Here is a 16,646-nt window from a genome sequence, read left to right as displayed (position 1 = left end):
AAGCACACCGGCGCGAGCTTGCGAGCGTCCGACAGCCGAAGGCTGTGTAGTGCTGCGCATGGTTATGCACCAGTTTCTGCCTCCCGAGTTCCGATATAAACCGTGATACCTTCAGGGTCATATGGAATATGTAGAGTGTTAGTTTTGGATTTTACATATGTGTATATTGCTCGTGCCTTATTAATAAACCGCTTATCAGAAGATATTAAGGCATTGCAATATGAAGCCATTCCCAAATGTTGGCTATCCGACATGATATTTCTAATTTTGTCCCGCTTGGCCATACCGCGATCTGGACTGATTCCCAGCAAGTTCAGGATGATATGCGCACCTCCTAAGATACCATGCTGGGTATGTGGTATCTCAGCCAAAGCTGGGTGGGGAGTGAAGCCAAAGAATTGATCTAGAGTTACTTCGCCCATGGCCGGTTCGATAATCTTCCAAATCTCTTCGATCGGAGATTCGCATGCTTCTGCCTTGTGTCGATCTCCGCTATTTATCCCCATGGCTAGTCTGGTTCTATCTATAGGCTGCCTTTCACTCATATGCACATCTATAGTTTTCTGAAACTCAACGGCCGCAGAGTCGGCTTGATCTAGCAGAGAGGACCTCTGGCCATCTTCTAGATCGCCCGTTAGTCGATCCACTTCTTCACGCAACATCTCTGGAGTTAGTGAAAGCTCAGCGAAGTTGTCGGCGCCAAAAATTCTGAGCAAGACCTCTACCGATGTACTATCCGAATCTTCAAAGCCAGATACGGCCTCTAAGTGCTGTCGATAGCGCTCGTCGGGATCAACATACCCATTAAGGACGACATTCCCCACAGAGGCAAAATTTTTATCCAAGACATCGCATACCTCAACTGCACCCAGCAGTCGCATACCCTCTAAAGCATCGGTATTCCCTGTACGGGCCATTTCGTCGAGGTGCACATGAGAGTATACCCATTTGAAACTCTCGAAATCCGCAACCTCAACTTCGCCGTAGGCAACGTAGCGATACAAATTCATATCGGCATAGATTGTCGGGAGGTCGTTACCTATGATGTTCATCGGTACCTCTGGGCTGATGCATCGCATAACGCCGCGCTCTGCAGAAATTTGGGAGCGCTGGCGAGTAAATTTCCCGTAGCAGCGCCTTGTTATGCATTTCTTACGTCTCTAACATTGCCCTGTGTATCATAAAATTTTATGTTCCCAGAAGTGACATCCCTTAAGATTGCCTTCGCAATCCTTTCTCCCTCGGTCACAGACTCTTCAGTTTCAGAGTTGACATCGTAAACATATGAAATTCCGTTTATCTTAAACAACTCTCCCTTTGGGGATTTTAAAAATGCATCAGTAAATTTCTCCTCATGCGTTCTTGTCACTTCCTCTTTCCACTCGTGTGGTAGCGCACTTTCAATAGTGTGAAAGTCGGTTATACTGTTACCTTCAGCGTCAACAATTTTGATATCGTCAGCCATTCCAGATAAATCAACCTGGTCACCTTCTTTATAAGCCGTATTTTTAAACAACCAATCCATATCAATATCAATATTTCGCTGCTTTATATCTGTAGAGAAAACAGACATTTTAATCCCGATGTCTTTAACTCGTCCTTCCCAATCACTTTGAGATGGAAAACGTAGTTCTTTAAGAGATATCCCATAGTGCTCCCCAAATTTTACTGCTCCGCTCTGATACCCTTTTTTTGTAATGAAAATACCTTTAACATTACCAACATCATGTAGCACACCGAAGAAATCTCTAACTCTGCCAACAGACACCTCCTTTGAGTAATTTTTACACTCAATGGCAACTCGGTGCTTCTCACCCATCATCTCAAACTCCCAGTAAACATCAATCTGATGATTACACCCTGATTTCCCAGCGAGTTTGATGTTGTGTTTGACCTCTATATTTTTAACACCTTCCGCAGAATTTATAGCCTGATAGATTTCCTGTGTGAGCTTTTCATACTCGATATTTTCGTCAGCCACGTTACTTCCTTAAAGTATTTTGAGGTGGGGATATCTGGTGCATAACGCCCGCGCACACCGGCGCGAGCTTGCGAGTGTCCGGCAGCCGCAGGCTGCGTAGTGCTGCGCTTGGTTATGTGTTTCATGGACTACTTCGAGGACCTCTTTTGACGATTGCTTCCTCTTCGCCCCGCAAGTAGCTGCCATTGGGGCCTTGGTGTTTAAATTGCCAACATTCCCCATCCCATACGAAGTCCTCTTTTATAGCCTTACGTTGGTTCTGATAGTAACCAGCAGAAACTTCAGTGTCTGAGATAACATTAAACACGTAGGCACTGATATTAGAAGATCCGACGGTTATCCAGTCACCTTTTTTGACCTTAGAGTTACTCATATTGGTTCTCTTCGTATATCACATAACGCCCCGCGTAACCGGCTGCCAAAGGCTGCATAGCGAAGCGGCGCAGGCTTTGGCAGTCCGGGTTGACGCGATTGTTATGAGGCAGTACCATTAAATACCACATATTGGTACTAGGAGCCCTGCCATGGCCAAAAACACCAGCATATCCCTTGGGGAGCATTTTGACGAGTTCATTGCCCAGCAACTCCAAAGCGGGCGCTACGGGTCCACTAGCGAGGTTATCCGGGCCGGCCTTAGAATGCTTGAGGAAACTGACGCCAAGCGGGTACATCTCCGTAAGTTGTTGATCGAGGGGGAGCGTAGCGGATTTTCCGATTACAGCTACCATTCCCTTATGGATGAATTGGACAGCGAAGCTCATTAATGCCCACCTTCAAAGTTACCAATAAAGCCAAGGAAGACCTGATTGGTATCGCACGTTTCACCGAGGCGACCTGGGGGCGAGATCAACGCAAGTTTTACCTCAAGCAACTGGATTCTACTTTCCACGCGCTAGCCGAAAACCCATCTCTTGGCCGCAAGTGTGACGAAATTAGGCAGGCGTACTACAAGTACCCTGAAGGTAGCCACGTTATTTTCTTTCGTCTTGGCACCGACTCCAGCATCGACATAATTCGAATACTCCACAAGCGTATGGATGTGGCATCACACCTTTAGAGCCTCATAACATTTGTATATCGCGCATGCGCAATATCCCTCCGAGCATTCACTCGAAGAGCTTTTCGCAACTATCTGATATTCGGGTATTTTCATGCTGAACATCCAAGTTGTCAGGGTGAAAAAGCGTGCATGCGCGTTTTTCTGACGGGCGGTGCGCGTTAATTCACTGCCCGGTTTGGTAATGCATTGAATTTATTGTCTTTTTTATGAGCCACGGTGTGTAAACGAGCGCGCTCGGTTTACAAAGTGTGCCCGATTTTGGCTCGGCTGCCAATATACTGTATGGATTGGTCAGAATTTAACCGTCCCTGGCTTTAAGTTCAGGCCGCCTCGTGCGCACGCTCCCTGGCAATAATCTGCTCCAGCTCCGGCAGGCAGGAGCCGCAGCCGGTGCCGGCGGTGGTTTCGGCGCTGAGGGCGTCGACGGTGTCGATGCCTTTTTCGCGGATAGCGTTGCACAGGGTGTTGTAACCCACCTGTTTGCAGGCGCACACCAGTTTGCCCTGGCTTTGTTGCTGATCCGGTTTACCGCTTAGCAGGGCGCGCATGGCGGTAGCGGCGAAGTCGCCTTCGAGCAGGTCGCCGAGCCAACTGAAATCCCGGGTGCCAAATTGTTTGGCGACGGAGAAGGCGATATGCAGTTGGCCTTCGCGCACAAAGGCGCGCCGGAATTCGCCGCGCTCGGGGTGGCCGAAGGCGAGCTGTTGGTCCCCTTGCTGGCACAGGCCCTGGAGTTGTTTATCCAGGTCGGTGGGGTGCTGTTCGCTGGCGATGCGATAGAGGTAGCCGCCGTTGACGCGGCGCATGGCCCAGTAGTCGGCGTCCAGTTCGGGCAGTGGGGTTCGGCTGACCAGCAGGGCTTCGGCCTGTTCGTACCAGGGCTGGACCTGAACCGGGGTGTATTTGTTTTCCGGCTGGCCGGAGGTGGGGTCGACGTATTCACCTACCAGGGCGGCCACCCGGGCGCGGCTGGCGTGTACATCGTTCCAATGCATGGGCATGAAGACTTCACCCAGGTTGACCTGATCGGTGAGCTGCACTCGCACCCGCGCCTGCCCCTGTCGGCTGGTGACATCGGCGAGAGCACCATCTTTCAATTGGTAGCGCCCGGCATCCTTGGGGTGAATGCTGATAAACGGCTCCGGCAGGTGGCCGCACAGGCGCGAGGCCAGGCCGGTGCGGGTCATGCTATGCCATTGGTCGCGGATGCGGCCGGTGTTCAGGGTCAGCGGGTAGTGGCTATCCACCTGGGTGGCCGGTGCGCGATAGCGTACCGACACGAACCGCCCCCGGCCGGAGGGGGTAAAGAACACACCATCGCCAAACAGGCGCTGGTCGCCATCGGGCAACGGGGCTTTCGTCGGCAGCGGCCATTGCCGCGGCGGCAGGCTGTCGTAGTCATTCAGGGTCAAGTGACTATAGTGACCCAGATCGAGATCCCGGGTGCCATTATTGTCGGTGGCGGTCAGGCGTGCGTATTCGCTGAACACTTCGGCTTCGCTGGCGTAGTCGAAGGCGCGACCGTAACCCATCTGTTTGGCCACGGCGGCGATGATCCACCAGTCCGGCCTTGCTTCCCCCAGGGGCGGCAGCAAGGCCCGCTGGCGGGAAATGCGCCGCTCGGAGTTGGTCACGGTGCCGGATTTTTCGGCCCAGCCGGCGGCGGGCAATAGCACGTCGGCCAGGCGCGTGGTGTCGGTGTCTTCAATACAGTCGGACACCACTACCAACGGACAGTCCTTCAAGGCCTGCTTGACTTTGTCGGCGTTGGGCAGGCTCATGACCGGGTTGGTGGCCATGATCCAGATGGCTTTGATTTTGCCGGAGGCGACGGCGTCGAACATGTCCACGGCTTTCAGGCCGGGACGGGTGGCGAGGTTGTCCGCTTTCCAGAAGTCCCGCACCAGTTGCCAATGCTCCGGGTGGTCAAACTCCATATGGGCCGCCAGGGTGTTCGCCAAGCCGCCGACCTCACGGCCACCCATGGCATTGGGCTGGCCGGTGACGGAGAACGGCCCCATGCCCGCCCGGCCGATACGGCCGGTGGCCAGGTGACAATTGATGATGGCATTGACTTTGTCAGTGCCGGCGGTGGACTGATTCACCCCCTGGGAATAGACGGTGACGGTTTTTTCGGTCTGGGCGTACCACTGGAAAAAGGTTTCCAACTGATAGTCGGCCACGCCGAGTTGTTCGGCCAGCACCGGGCGCTGACCAGCGTCTTCCATGGCGGCCACCAGGGCTTCGGTAAAATGCTCGGTATGGGCCTGGACAAAGTCTTCGTCAATGGCGTTGTGTTGGGCCAGATAACTGAGCAGGCCATTGAACAACGCCACATCTGTTCCCGGATGAATGGGCAGATGCAGGTCGGCGATATCGCAGGTGTCGGTTCGGCGCGGGTCGATCACCACCACCTTCATATGAGGGCGCTGCTGTTTGGCGGCCTTGATACGCTGGAACAATACCGGGTGGCACCAGGCGAGATTGGAGCCGGTGAGCACGATCATGTCCGCCTGTTCCAGATCGGTGTAGCAGCCCGGCACCGTATCGCTGCCAAAGGCGCGCTTGTGCCCGGCCACGCTGGAGGACATGCACAAGCGGGAATTGGTGTCGATATTGCCGCTGCCGATAAAGCCCTTCATCAACTTGTTGGCCAGGTAGTAGTCTTCGGTCAACAGTTGCCCGGACACATAAAAGGCCACCGAGTCCGGGCCGTGCTCGACAATGGTATCCACAAAACCCTGAGCCACAGTCTGCAGCGCGTGATTCCAACTGGTCTGTTCGCCGTGCACTTTCGGGTGGAGCAGTCGACCGGTGTCCACCAGGGTCTCCCCCAGCGCCAGGCCTTTGGAACAGAGCCGCCCCAGGTTGGCCGGATGGGTCTCGTCTCCCTCGATCAACACCTTCCGTTCCTCGGTATTCACCGTGGCCTTTATGCCACAGCCAACACCACAGTAGGCACAGGTGGTCTGTACCGTGGACTCGGCTTGGGCGGTGGGAATGGGTTCGTACCGATGAACTGTCATGGATCAACCTGCAATATAGAAAGTGTTTGTTGTCATCACGCCTTCAAGTACTGCAATCGCCACGCCAATTTCATTTCCTGCCATTAAATGTCGGTCGTTCGGCCGAATTCACCTCAGTTCACGCACTCATTCCAACGAAAAATCTGCAAGAGCACCGGTATGGCGCACGACGCACCACCACTTGCACAATTTCAACGCAAATTGCTCATAGCCCGCCTTCACCGTTTTGCATTATTTCAGCGCACCTTTGCACGTCCGTGGTGCTCGTTTCGCGTGAACTTGTAACGCATAAAAATCCCGCGCTGCAGAATGTGTGCCCGCTAAGCGCATGAAAAATAAGGGGTTATAAACTTTTTCATGGGGTTTGTCAGTGAATGGCACTGTCTTTGCTCTAGCCCAACCATGCATTCGTAAAATGATTTTTCAGGGCAACCGTTATGAACTCCATGAACATTGAACCTTTGATTCCCTCGGCCAAGCCGACCCGCTCGACTCCCGCATCAACCGGGAAAGTATGGCTTGTGGGTGCCGGTCCCGGCGATGCCGAGTTGCTGACCCTGAAAGCGCTGCGCGCGATTGAAAGCGCGGACATCATTTTTTACGACCAGTTGGTGAGTGCGGATATTCGCGCGCTGTTTCCGAACGGCACCCCCGCACTTTATGTCGGCAAGTCGAAAAATCATCACAGCATTGCGCAGGACGATCTGAATCAGCGCCTGGTGGACCAGGCACTGATGGGCAAAACCGTATGCCGCATTAAAGGCGGCGACCCCTTTGTGTTTGGTCGCGGCGGTGAGGAACTGATGACCCTGCGCCAGGCCGGTGTGAACGCCGAGGTGGTACCGGGTATTACCGCCGCCTCCGGTTGCAGCAGCAGCGCCCATATGCCCTTGACCCATCGCGGCGTATCCCAGGGCTGCACCTTGGTGACCGGCCACGGCGAAACCGAAGTGACCGCCAATTGGCCGGCGCTGGCGCAGTTGAATCACACCCTGGTTTTTTATATGGGCGTGAGCCGGTCGGAAGAGATTGCCGGGCAATTGATGACTCACGGTTTGAGTGGCGATACGCCCGCCGCGTTTATTGAAAACGGATGCCGGGCGAATCAGCGGGTGTTGACCACCACGTTGGAAGCGTTGGCCGAGACCGCCGAGCGCAAAGCCGTGCAATCCCCGGCGTTGATTGTGGTGGGGGATGTGGTCCGGTTGGCGGACCAGTTGGCGCCGGAGCAGTTTTTGAGTGAGGCGCAGCAGCGGTCGATTGCGTAGGCCGAAGGCCGTCATCCACCAATACCGGTAAAACCGGAATCAGAATTTTGAGTTTAGTCAGGAGTGGTTTTATGAAACAGCGCATTATTGTGGTCGGCAACGGCATGGTCGGGCATAAGTTTATCGACACTTTATTGAGTGTGGAGAACGCCGGTGATTACGAGATCATCACCTTTTCCGAAGAGCCGCGCCTGGCCTATGACCGGGTCAAGCTGAGCAGCTACTTTGACGGCTCGACGGTCGAGGATCTGGCGCTGACCACCGAGGACGATTACCGCGAGCGCGGCGTGGTGTACACCCTGAACGACAAGGTGGTGAGCATCCAGCCGGACGAGCAGACGGTGACCACGGCGAGCGGCCGTACCGAGGCCTATCACAAGCTGGTGTTGGCCACGGGCTCCTATCCGTTTGTGCCCCCCATCCCCGGTGGGGATCAGGATCACTGCCTGGTGTACCGCACCATTGAAGACCTGGAAGCCATTACCGCCTCGGCCCAGAACAGTCAGGTGGGCGCGGTCATCGGCGGCGGTCTGCTCGGCCTGGAAGCGGCCAATGCGCTCAAGAACCTGGGCCTGAAAACCCACGTGCTGGAATTTTCCAATGGTCTGATGGCCCGTCAGTTGGATGAAGGCGGCGGCCAACTGCTGTGCCGGAAAATCGAAAAACTGGGTGTAAGTGTGCACACCGGCAAGAACACCAAGGAAATTATCGAAGGTGATGAGTGCCGCTTCCGGATGAACTTCGCCGATGGCTCGCACCTGGAAACCGATATGGTGATTTTCTCCGCCGGTATTCGCCCGCGGGATGAACTCGCCAAGCAGGCGGGCCTGGCAATGGGTGAACGCGGAGGCATCGCCATCAATAACCACTGCCAGACCTCGGCGGACAACGTCTACGCCATTGGCGAATGTGCCCTGTGGAACAACCAGATTTTCGGCCTGGTGGCCCCGGGTTACCAGATGGCCAAAATTGCCGTTGAGCATATTCAGGGCCGCGCCGAGCAATCCTTCACCGGCGCCGACATGAGCACCAAGCTCAAGCTGCTCGGCGTGGACGTGGGCAGTGTCGGCGATGCCCTGGCAATGACACCCGGCGCCCAAAGCTATACCTACAGCGACGGTGTGGCCGAAGTGTACAAACGCCTGATCGTCTCCGAAGACGGCAAGAAACTGCTGGGGGCGGTATTGGTGGGCGACACCGACGCCTACGGTACCTTGCAACAGATCTGCGTGAACGGGATGGACCTGCCTGCTTCACCGGAGCAGTTGATTCTGCCCGCCACCGACGGCGAGGCACCGGTGGGCATGGGTGTGGATGCCCTGCCCGACACGGCCCAGATCTGCTCCTGCCACGACGTTACCAAAGGCTCGATTCGCGATGCGGTGCAGAATGGCTGTACCGATATGGGCGGCATCAAGTCCTGCACCGGCGCCGCCACCGGCTGTGGTGGTTGCGCGGCATTGACCAAGCAGGTGATGGACGCCGAGCTGAGCGCCCTGGGTGTGGAGGTGAACAACCACCTGTGCGAGCACTTCGAGTACAGCCGCCAGGAGCTGGCCGATATTGTGCGCGTCAAACAGATCAAAACCTTTGACGAGCTGTTGGCGAGTCACGGTAAGGGCCTGGGCTGCGAAGTCTGTAAGCCCACGGTCGGTTCGATTCTCGCCTCCTTCTGGAACGATTACGTTCTGAAGGAAGAACACCTGGGCCTGCAGGACACCAACGACATTTATCTGGGCAATATGCAGAAGGACGGCACCTACTCCGTAGTGCCCCGAGTGGCCGGGGGCGAAATCACCCCGGAAAAGCTGATCGTGCTCGGTGAGGTCGCGAAGGAGTTCAACCTGTACACCAAGATTACCGGTGGTCAGCGGGTGGACCTGTTCGGTGCGCAATTGCACCAGTTGCCGATCATCTGGAAAAAACTGATCGACGCCGGTTTTGAAACCGGCCACGCCTACGGGAAATCCGTGCGTACGGTGAAATCCTGTGTGGGCAGCACCTGGTGCCGCTACGGGGTGCAGGACAGCGTGGATATGGCCATCGCCATCGAGAACCGCTACAAGGGCCTGCGCGCACCGCACAAAATCAAGTTTGCCGTATCCGGCTGCACCCGCGAATGCGCCGAAGCCCAGTCGAAAGACATCGGCGTAATTGCCACGGAAAAAGGTTGGAACCTGTACGTCTGCGGCAACGGCGGCATGCGTCCGCGCCACGCGGACCTGTTCGCCACCGACCTGGACGACGACACGCTGATTCAGTACATCGACCGGATTCTGATGTTCTACATCCGCACCGCCGATCGCTTGCAGCGCACCTCGGTGTGGATGGAGAACCTGGAAGGCGGGCTGGATTACCTGAAAGAAGTGGTGATTGAAGACAAGCTGAATATCGGCCGGGAGCTGGAAGATGACATGACCCGCAACCTGGCCAACTACCAGTGCGAGTGGAAGACCACCCTGGAAGATCCGGAAAAGCTCAAGCGCTTCCGCCACTTTATCAACAGTGACGAGATCGATGACAACCTCGCCTATGTGGCCGAGCGCGGTCAGCGTCGCCCCGCCACCGACGAGGAGCGCAAGAACCGCATCCCGTTAGTGGAAATCAATTCCTGAAGTTTGTGTTCAATGACCGATTGCCTTTAAGGAGAGCATCACCATGAATACCGCCGTCGCCAAGAAAGTGGAACAGACCTGGGTTGAGGTATGCAGCAAAGCCGACCTGCAACCCAACAGCGGCCTGTGCGCCCTGATCCATCAGAAGCAGGTCGCAATTTTCTACAGCAAGACCCTCGATGAAGTCTTTGCCATCGGCAACTACGACCCGGTTGGCAAAGCCAACGTCCTGAGCCGGGGCATTATCGGCTCCCTGGGCGAGCGCACCGTGGTGGCCTCACCGCTGTACAAGGAGCACTACGATCTGCGCACCGGCGAGTGCCTGGAGTCCGACGCCCACTCGGTACCGGTGTACCCGGTTCGCGTGGAAAACGGTGTGGTCAGCATTCAGGTCTGACGCGTTTCTGCCAAATAGCATTTCCCCTTCTTCTTCATTGCTTCATGAAGTCGATCCTTTGGGGTGGCCCCGACCACCCCCTTTTTTTGACCCATTGCCCCCACCTTGTCGTATAGTGTTTCCACAAGCCATTGTGGAGCGACTATGACTTCTTCCCTGTACTTTGACCGCCCGAGCATCGAGCAGATGGAAAAGCGCTACCGCGCGCAATTCATCAACTCCCTGGCGGGCTTCAAGAGCGCCAATCTGGTCGGCACTGTGGACCAGGACGGCCACCCCAATTTGGCAATCGTCAACTCGGTCATCCATTTGGGGGCCAATCCACCGCTGATGGGCATGGTGACGCGCCCGCGCACGGTAGAGCGGCACAGCGTGGGAAATATTCTGGCCACCGGTTACTACACCCTGAATCAGGTGCATGGCGGCATGATCCGCCCGGCCCATCAAACCTCCGCTCGCTACCTTCGCGGGCAATCGGAATTCGATGCCACCGGGTTAAAACCAAGCTATCTGGAAGATCACCCGGCCCCCTATGTCGGCGAGAGCCGCCTGAAGATCGGCTTGAAACTGCTGGAGTGCAAACACCTGGAGTCCAACAACACCGATTTTATCGTCGGTGAAATCGTCGCAGTGCATGTGGAGCCGAATGTGATTCAACCGGACGGCTACGTGGATATCGAAGCGTTGGACGCGGTGACCATTTCCGGGCTGGACAGCTACCATCGCACCGAGCGCCTGGAGCGGCTGGCCTACGCCAAGCCGGATGAGCCGACACGCGCGCTGGAATAAACCAACACGCCGTTATGCCGCTACCGGCTCCGGCGGGCGACTGGGGCCGTCATTCTGTGCGGATTGACGCTCCAGATAGCCCAGAATCGCCTCGCGCAGACGCTGGCCGCCGCCCGGAATACCCTGGTTGCCGAACAGGCGGTTGAATTCCAACAAGTAGGGATGATCGCCCACCAGAGCAATATCAAACCCAGCGTGATCCACCCCCAGCTTTCGCGCGACCGACAGCGCCAGGTCGGCCACCACCGCGGGCACGGGGCTGTAATCCACACTCCCGCCACGCGCCACATTGTTGTGAAAACTGAACCCGGATTGCAGTCGCCAGTAGGCCGCCAGCACCTGATCCCCGACGACCACCACCCGCACATCCCGATCGATGGGCAGCCACTCTTGCACATAGAGGGTGTCGGTCCGCCCGAGATACTCGCGCCATTGATCCCGCTCTTCGATCAACCACACGCCCTCTCCCATACTGCTTTTGGCGAGCTTGGCGACAAACGGGTGAGTCATCTCCTGCCAGAGTTCCTCGGCATTGTCCGGGGTATTCGCGCGAATGTGGGTCAACGGTACATGGGCCGGCGCCACGGTCTGAAATGCCCGGGTCATTTCAATTTTGTTGTGCCCCAACAGATAGCTGGCCTGGCTGGGAAATACCCGGCAGCCCATGCCGTAGATCAACGCATTGATCTGCCAGTACTCGGGAAACAATATCCACTCGGCCGCACTCAGCTCGGACTGATGGCGGAACAGGTGGTCGGGTTTGAAATGGCGGGTATCGGGAAACCCCAGAGTGCGAAACACATCGAAACTGGCGAAACGCATGACAAAGACTCAAAGAAACGGCGAGCCGCAGGAGGCGCGAATTTTGCCCTCAACGTGTCGCTTTTGACAAGCAGTTTTATTACCGCTCAAGGCTTTTGTTGTCAGGCGTTTTCCAGAATCCAGTCGGTCCATAATGCCGACGCGCCGGGTCCCAGCAGGGGCGAGTAATGCCCCTCTCCCGGCAAAATAACGGCGCGACTGTGAGGACAGCTCTGGTGAAGAGCCTCCAGGTGGCGCACGGTGAGCAACTGGTCGCTATCGCCATGGATAAAGTTGACCGATGCCGGTAGCGTCTCCAGTTCATAGCGCCAGGGTGACACCATCAACTGCAGTTCACGGGAAAGGGCCGACGCCGATGTAGCCGGCCCCTGTCGGGTGGCTTGTGTCATGGTCTGCGCGAACCGGTGTTTTGTATCGGACTCATCCAGAACCGCAAGATCTTCCGCTGACAGGCTGCTGCGCATCGCCTCCTGCAAGGTGGCTCCGTCGCCGGTCAGAGCGGTCAGGGACTCGGCAAGCTGCGCCGGATTGTCCCGGGCGCCCTGCCAGGCACCGGCGGTCAGTGCCGCCGCTTCCCGATCGGGATCATCCAACCAGTGCAGCGCCGGCGCCCCCACCGATACCATCCGGGACACCCGCTCGCCGAGCACTCGGGCCGCGGCAAGGGCAAAGAGACCGCCGGCCGAAAAACCCAGTAAGCGGATCGTCGGCACCGAATACGCATCAGCGATCGCGCCAATATCCTCTGCGAGCATGGCCAGGGTATACTCGGGGCATGAGGTGGATCCACCAAAACCGGGACGATCAAACGCCAACAATCGGACCTTTTCCGCAACAGCCTCCGGCAACCGGGCTTCATCCGCCGACCCCGGAAGCCCGTGCAGGTAAATCCAGACCGGCGCGTCGGGTGCTCCCTGCTCCAGCACCCGCAGGCGACGCCCATCCGGTCGGTCAATACAGCATTCGATGGTCAATGCGCGTCTCCATCCGATGGCAGTGCCGCACACACCATCAACAGCTTGCGGATCAATTGCGCCTGGCGGGTAACGCCCACCTTGCGCATGACCGATTTCAACTGGGCCCGCACGGTATGAATGGACAGATTCAGGCAGGCGCTGATCTCGGACAGCTCATAGCCGCGCAACAATTCCCCCAGCAGACGAATCTCCGCCTGGGTCAGGCCATAGAGGGTGTGAAGGCGCTGGGCGTTGGGCTTGACCGGTCGCTCCGGATCCAACAGAAACACCAATAGCGCCTCCTGCTCGGGGCCCATGAGTGCGTGGGCCGACGGCCGGCGATACTGCATGGCCACGAGTGTGGCGCCGGAGTGGCCGAGGGGCATCACATCGGCGCTGATATCACCACGGCTCACCCGGTCACAGACAGATCGCCACCGGGACTCTTCCATGGCATCCCGCAACTGCAACCGATCGCCGCTGAGCCCAAGGCCATAGACATGCGTCTGCATCGCCTCTTCCGCCACAGCGTTGAACCACTGACAACGCCTCTGCCGGTCCACCAGCCAGACACCGTAAGGCAGGCAATCCAGCGCGGCTCTCGCCTGCCCCAACACGACTTCAAACTCCCCCATTAACTGCATCATGCGGGCGGCGCGTTTCAGGTGGGGATAAAAGATATCCAGTTCGCGCTGTTCCGAGCGGGAGAAAGGCCCGGCACGGCGGGGGCGGTGAACGCCGATATGCGCGGCCCGGGAGGCCTGGCGCTCGAACTGGGCGCCCATGGCATAGAAGTTCCCGTTGGGACGAAACACCATCTGATAGTGCGCGCTGCGCTCAAACTCCCGGTCGGACACAATCTCGTGACTGGCCAGTGTGGTGCCCAAGGGCGCCGCCGACAGCGCGTCACGAAACAGGTCAACCGCCACGGATTCTTCCATGTAGCGCCGATTGGCTTCGGCATCAAACCCCTGAGTGAAAGAGGAGTAAACCCGTGGTTTTTCGATATCGGTAATGCGCAGGGAAGCGGTTCCACCGTCGAAGCGGGTGGCCAATTGTCCGAGAAACCGGGGCCAGCGCTCCGGGTTCATCGCGCCGTCATAGAGGCTTTCGAGTAAGTCCGGGGCTGTGGGTTTGGCAAGGGGCACCGCCGACTCCTGAGGGTCAAAGAACTGTGTGCTTCACCTCATTAAAGCACAGGCGGTCGCGGGTTTCATCCCGTTCGCCGCACGTGAAGTAGTGTTTGGACCAGAGTTGCTATTGCGGGAATCAGATCCGCTTGCGCAACGGACTCATCTGGATGATGACTGATACCACCTTTGCAGCGCAGAAAATACATCGCGCAATCAGTAATTTCCGCCATGGCCATTGCATCGTGCCCCGCCCCACTCATCAAACGCAGCGCCTTAAGATTGAGGTCTGATAGCACGGAGCACTGTAATTGTTGCCACCACTCAGCACAGGCGACTGACGGGGCATTATGGATTTCTCGCCACGTAGAGCTCAACTCCCGGAGCTCTTCAATATGCTTTAATTGGTCGCGAATGATCGTCAACGCGTGATCGCGAAGGCGATCATCTGCGGAGCGGATATCCAATGACAGGTGCACTGCGCCAGGAATAACATTGACGCCACCGGGTAACGCCTCACACCGCCCCACAGTGGCAACAACTCCCTCCTCCCGGGCCACTCTCTCGGCTGCAAGAATAAATTCTGCCGCACCAACCAAAGCATCACGCCGCATGTTCATCGGCACGGTGCCTGCGTGACCTGCATGACCAACCAGTTCAATATCAACGCGGCGAGCACCAGCGATGGCTGTAACCACCCCCAAGGGTTCGTCCCGTTGTTCAAGCACAGGCCCCTGTTCGATGTGTAGTTCCAGATAGCCCAGTAAGCCCTGCGGCGAACGGGCTGCCTCACCAATTCTGGCCGGGTTCAAACCGAACCGTTCGAAGGCCGAGTACAAAGAGACGCCTTCTGCGTCAGTCAACTCCCACCAAGAATCCTGCCAAGTGCCGGCGACCGCGCGGCTACCCAACAAGGTGGTGCCAAAACGCGCGCCCTCCTCATCACCAAAACCGACGATATCAATATGGAAAGGCAGTCGTACCTTGGCCGCTCGCAATTGCTCGACGGCGGAAAGTGCGGTCAGCACTCCCAGCATACCGTCGTAGCGACCAGCATTGGGCACAGTGTCCAAATGGGAACCCACAATCAACGCTTGGGTCGCAGCCGGATCGGCTGCGGCGTAGCGGCCCCACAGATTGCCGGCGGCATCCTCCCAAGTCTCCAGACCCGCTGCTCTCATCCATCCCGCCACCTTATCGTTGGCCTTACGGTGTTCAGGTGTCAGATAAAAACGGCTTAGGCAGTCAGGATCCGAACTAATGCCAGCCAATTCGTCACAGCGGGTCATCAGGCGAGCGGCCGGCTCGGCCAGAGCCGCTTCCGAGAGATTCAGATCGACGCTCATACGACGCCCTCCTCGGTGTATATTTCCAGCGCACAATCGGTTCCGGCACCAGCGGTAAGTGTGTGACCACACCGGCGAAGCACAGCCTCCAGCGACGCCAGAGTCTGCAGTACGGCGTCTTTACGGGCGTTATAGCCCATGGTGCCAATACGCCAGATTTTGCCGTGCAAAGGACCAAAAGAGGTACCGATTTCGATACCGAAATCGTTCAGCATGGCTTGGCGTACCGGCTCCCCGGGAATGCCATCGGGGATATAAATACCCACGACGTTGTGCATTTTGTTCGCCTGGTCGCCGAACAGCCTGAGGTTCATGGCGGCCAGGCCCTCGGCCATTGCGAGGCCGTGAATGCGGTGGCGCTCGATGGCCGCCTTGATGCCCTCCTCGAGCAGAATGCGGGCGCACTCGCGGGCGCCGTAGAGCATGGTGGTGGCTTCGGTGTGATGGTTGAGCCGCTCCTCGCCCCAGTAATCCATGATCATGCCCAGATCGAAATAGTTTGAGGGAATGCGCGGGCCCTGGCCGTCCCGGTGGTGTTCACTGCGAATCCCCGCCTCCACATGTTTGCGGCGGCGAATGACGTCCACGGCTCTTCGGCTCAGCGTCAGGGGCGCGCTGCCCGACGGTCCGCAGAGGCATTTCTGCAGGCCGACCGATACCGCATCCAGGCCCCAGTCATCAGTGCGGAAAGGGTTACCCCCGATGGAGGCGGTGGCGTCGGAGTAGAACAGGACACCGTGCTCACGACAGATGGCTCCCAGCTCTTCGAGCGGCTGGAGCATGGTGGTGGAGGTGTCCCCCTGCACCACGGCGAGCACTTTGGGCTGTACCCTGCGGATGGCGGTTTCAATCTCCTCCGGGGTAAAAACCTGGCCCCACGCCGTCTCAAGGGTGTGCACCTCGGCCCCACAGCGCTCGGCAATCTCGGTGAGCAGGTGGCCGAAGCGGCCGAAGATGGGCACCAGCACCTTGTCCCCAGGCTCGAGCAACGACACCAGCACCGCCTCGATGCCCGCGCGTGAGGTGCCGTCCACCAGAAAGGTCCATTCGTTGTCGGTCTCGAAAACCGCCCGGTACAGGGCCATGGTTTCGTTCATGCACCGGGTCATGGCAGGGTCGTACTGGCCCACCAACTGCGCGGACATGGCGCGCAATACGCGCGGGTCCACAGTAATCGGGCCCGGGCCCATCAACAGGCGCGGGGGAGGGGAGAAGGGCCGCATCAGATTGGAGGCGGGTTGAAGAGTTTCGGACAT

15 protein-coding genes are annotated in these 16,646 nt (G+C 57.4%); 6 read left to right on the top strand and 9 right to left on the bottom strand.

Features of this window, described 5'->3' with window-relative positions; genetic code table 11:
- Positions 1 to 62: 62 nt before the first annotated feature.
- The 3 genes from CMG77_RS13500 to CMG77_RS13490 all read right to left on the bottom strand — a co-directional run bounded on the left by CMG77_RS13500 (position 63) and on the right by CMG77_RS13490 (position 2,354).
- Positions 63 to 1,052 carry a hypothetical protein gene (locus tag CMG77_RS13500; protein WP_286807005.1) on the bottom strand — a complete coding sequence of 330 codons (990 nt, stop codon included), beginning with the start codon at positions 1,050 to 1,052 and terminating at the stop codon, positions 63 to 65.
- An 89-nt stretch (positions 1,053 to 1,141) separates the two neighbouring features.
- On the bottom strand, positions 1,142 to 1,981 hold the full coding sequence (locus CMG77_RS13495; protein WP_286807006.1) for a restriction endonuclease: 840 nt from the start codon (positions 1,979 to 1,981) through the stop codon (positions 1,142 to 1,144).
- A gap of 121 nt (positions 1,982 to 2,102) precedes the next feature.
- Complete coding sequence (locus tag CMG77_RS13490) at positions 2,103 to 2,354, bottom strand: hypothetical protein (protein ID WP_286807007.1); 252 nt, start codon at positions 2,352 to 2,354, stop codon at positions 2,103 to 2,105.
- A 151-nt stretch (positions 2,355 to 2,505) separates the two neighbouring features.
- Here CMG77_RS13490 and CMG77_RS13485 point away from each other — a divergent pair, with 151 nt between their 5' ends.
- Together CMG77_RS13485 and CMG77_RS13480 are read left to right on the top strand one after the other, a co-directional pair.
- A complete protein-coding gene (locus tag CMG77_RS13485) occupies positions 2,506 to 2,745 on the top strand; it encodes a type II toxin-antitoxin system ParD family antitoxin (RefSeq protein WP_286807008.1) in 240 nt (79 codons plus the stop codon).
- Complete coding sequence (locus CMG77_RS13480; protein ID WP_286807009.1) at positions 2,745 to 3,038, top strand: type II toxin-antitoxin system RelE/ParE family toxin; 294 nt, start codon at positions 2,745 to 2,747, stop codon at positions 3,036 to 3,038. Before CMG77_RS13485 ends, CMG77_RS13480 begins: the two co-directional genes overlap by 1 nt.
- A gap of 323 nt (positions 3,039 to 3,361) precedes the next feature.
- Here the strand turns inward: CMG77_RS13480 and CMG77_RS13475 are convergent, their stop codons facing one another.
- Positions 3,362 to 6,067, bottom strand: a complete 2,706-nt coding sequence (locus tag CMG77_RS13475; protein WP_286807010.1) for a nitrate reductase — start codon at positions 6,065 to 6,067, stop codon at positions 3,362 to 3,364.
- 446 nt (positions 6,068 to 6,513) lie between these two features.
- On the opposite strand from CMG77_RS13475, the gene cobA reads away from it, so the two are divergent.
- From cobA to CMG77_RS13455, 4 genes are all read left to right on the top strand, one after another.
- Positions 6,514 to 7,335 (top strand): uroporphyrinogen-III C-methyltransferase, encoded by an 822-nt coding sequence (gene cobA / locus CMG77_RS13470; protein ID WP_286807093.1) that lies wholly within the window; start codon positions 6,514 to 6,516, stop codon positions 7,333 to 7,335.
- Positions 7,336 to 7,406: 71 nt separating this feature from the next.
- Positions 7,407 to 9,950 (top strand): nitrite reductase large subunit NirB, encoded by a 2,544-nt coding sequence (gene nirB, locus CMG77_RS13465; protein WP_286807011.1) that lies wholly within the window; start codon positions 7,407 to 7,409, stop codon positions 9,948 to 9,950.
- Positions 9,951 to 9,993: 43 nt separating this feature from the next.
- On the top strand, positions 9,994 to 10,347 hold the full coding sequence (gene nirD, locus CMG77_RS13460) for a nitrite reductase small subunit NirD (protein WP_024462039.1): 354 nt from the start codon (positions 9,994 to 9,996) through the stop codon (positions 10,345 to 10,347).
- A gap of 144 nt (positions 10,348 to 10,491) precedes the next feature.
- Positions 10,492 to 11,136: a flavin reductase family protein gene (locus CMG77_RS13455; RefSeq protein ID WP_286807012.1), complete on the top strand. Its 645-nt coding sequence runs from the start codon at positions 10,492 to 10,494 to the stop codon at positions 11,134 to 11,136.
- 12 nt (positions 11,137 to 11,148) lie between these two features.
- Here the strand turns inward: CMG77_RS13455 and CMG77_RS13450 are convergent, their stop codons facing one another.
- The 5 genes from CMG77_RS13450 to CMG77_RS13430 all read right to left on the bottom strand — a co-directional run bounded on the left by CMG77_RS13450 (position 11,149) and on the right by CMG77_RS13430 (position 16,646).
- Positions 11,149 to 11,958 (bottom strand): ATP-grasp domain-containing protein, encoded by an 810-nt coding sequence (locus CMG77_RS13450; RefSeq protein ID WP_286807013.1) that lies wholly within the window; start codon positions 11,956 to 11,958, stop codon positions 11,149 to 11,151.
- A 101-nt stretch (positions 11,959 to 12,059) separates the two neighbouring features.
- Positions 12,060 to 12,932 carry an alpha/beta fold hydrolase gene (locus CMG77_RS13445; RefSeq protein WP_286807014.1) on the bottom strand — a complete coding sequence of 291 codons (873 nt, stop codon included), beginning with the start codon at positions 12,930 to 12,932 and terminating at the stop codon, positions 12,060 to 12,062.
- Entirely contained in the window at positions 12,929 to 14,062 is a 1,134-nt protein-coding gene (locus CMG77_RS13440; RefSeq protein ID WP_286807015.1) for a helix-turn-helix transcriptional regulator, read from the bottom strand. The genes CMG77_RS13445 and CMG77_RS13440 overlap by 4 nt, the downstream gene beginning before the upstream one ends.
- A gap of 65 nt (positions 14,063 to 14,127) precedes the next feature.
- Positions 14,128 to 15,390: an allantoate amidohydrolase gene (locus CMG77_RS13435; protein ID WP_286807016.1), complete on the bottom strand. Its 1,263-nt coding sequence runs from the start codon at positions 15,388 to 15,390 to the stop codon at positions 14,128 to 14,130.
- The gene (locus tag CMG77_RS13430) at positions 15,387 to 16,646 is read right to left on the bottom strand and encodes a pyridoxal-phosphate-dependent aminotransferase family protein (RefSeq protein WP_286807017.1); all 1,260 of its coding nucleotides are present in this window, start codon (positions 16,644 to 16,646) and stop codon (positions 15,387 to 15,389) included. The genes CMG77_RS13435 and CMG77_RS13430 overlap by 4 nt, the downstream gene beginning before the upstream one ends.

Origin of the sequence: Marinimicrobium sp., from assembly GCF_002695945.1 — a bacterium.
Classification (GTDB): Bacteria; Pseudomonadota; Gammaproteobacteria; order Pseudomonadales; family Cellvibrionaceae; genus Marinimicrobium; species Marinimicrobium koreense.
The sequence above is the reverse complement of the archived record's forward strand: the minus strand, read 5'-3'. Positions and strand labels throughout refer to the sequence as shown.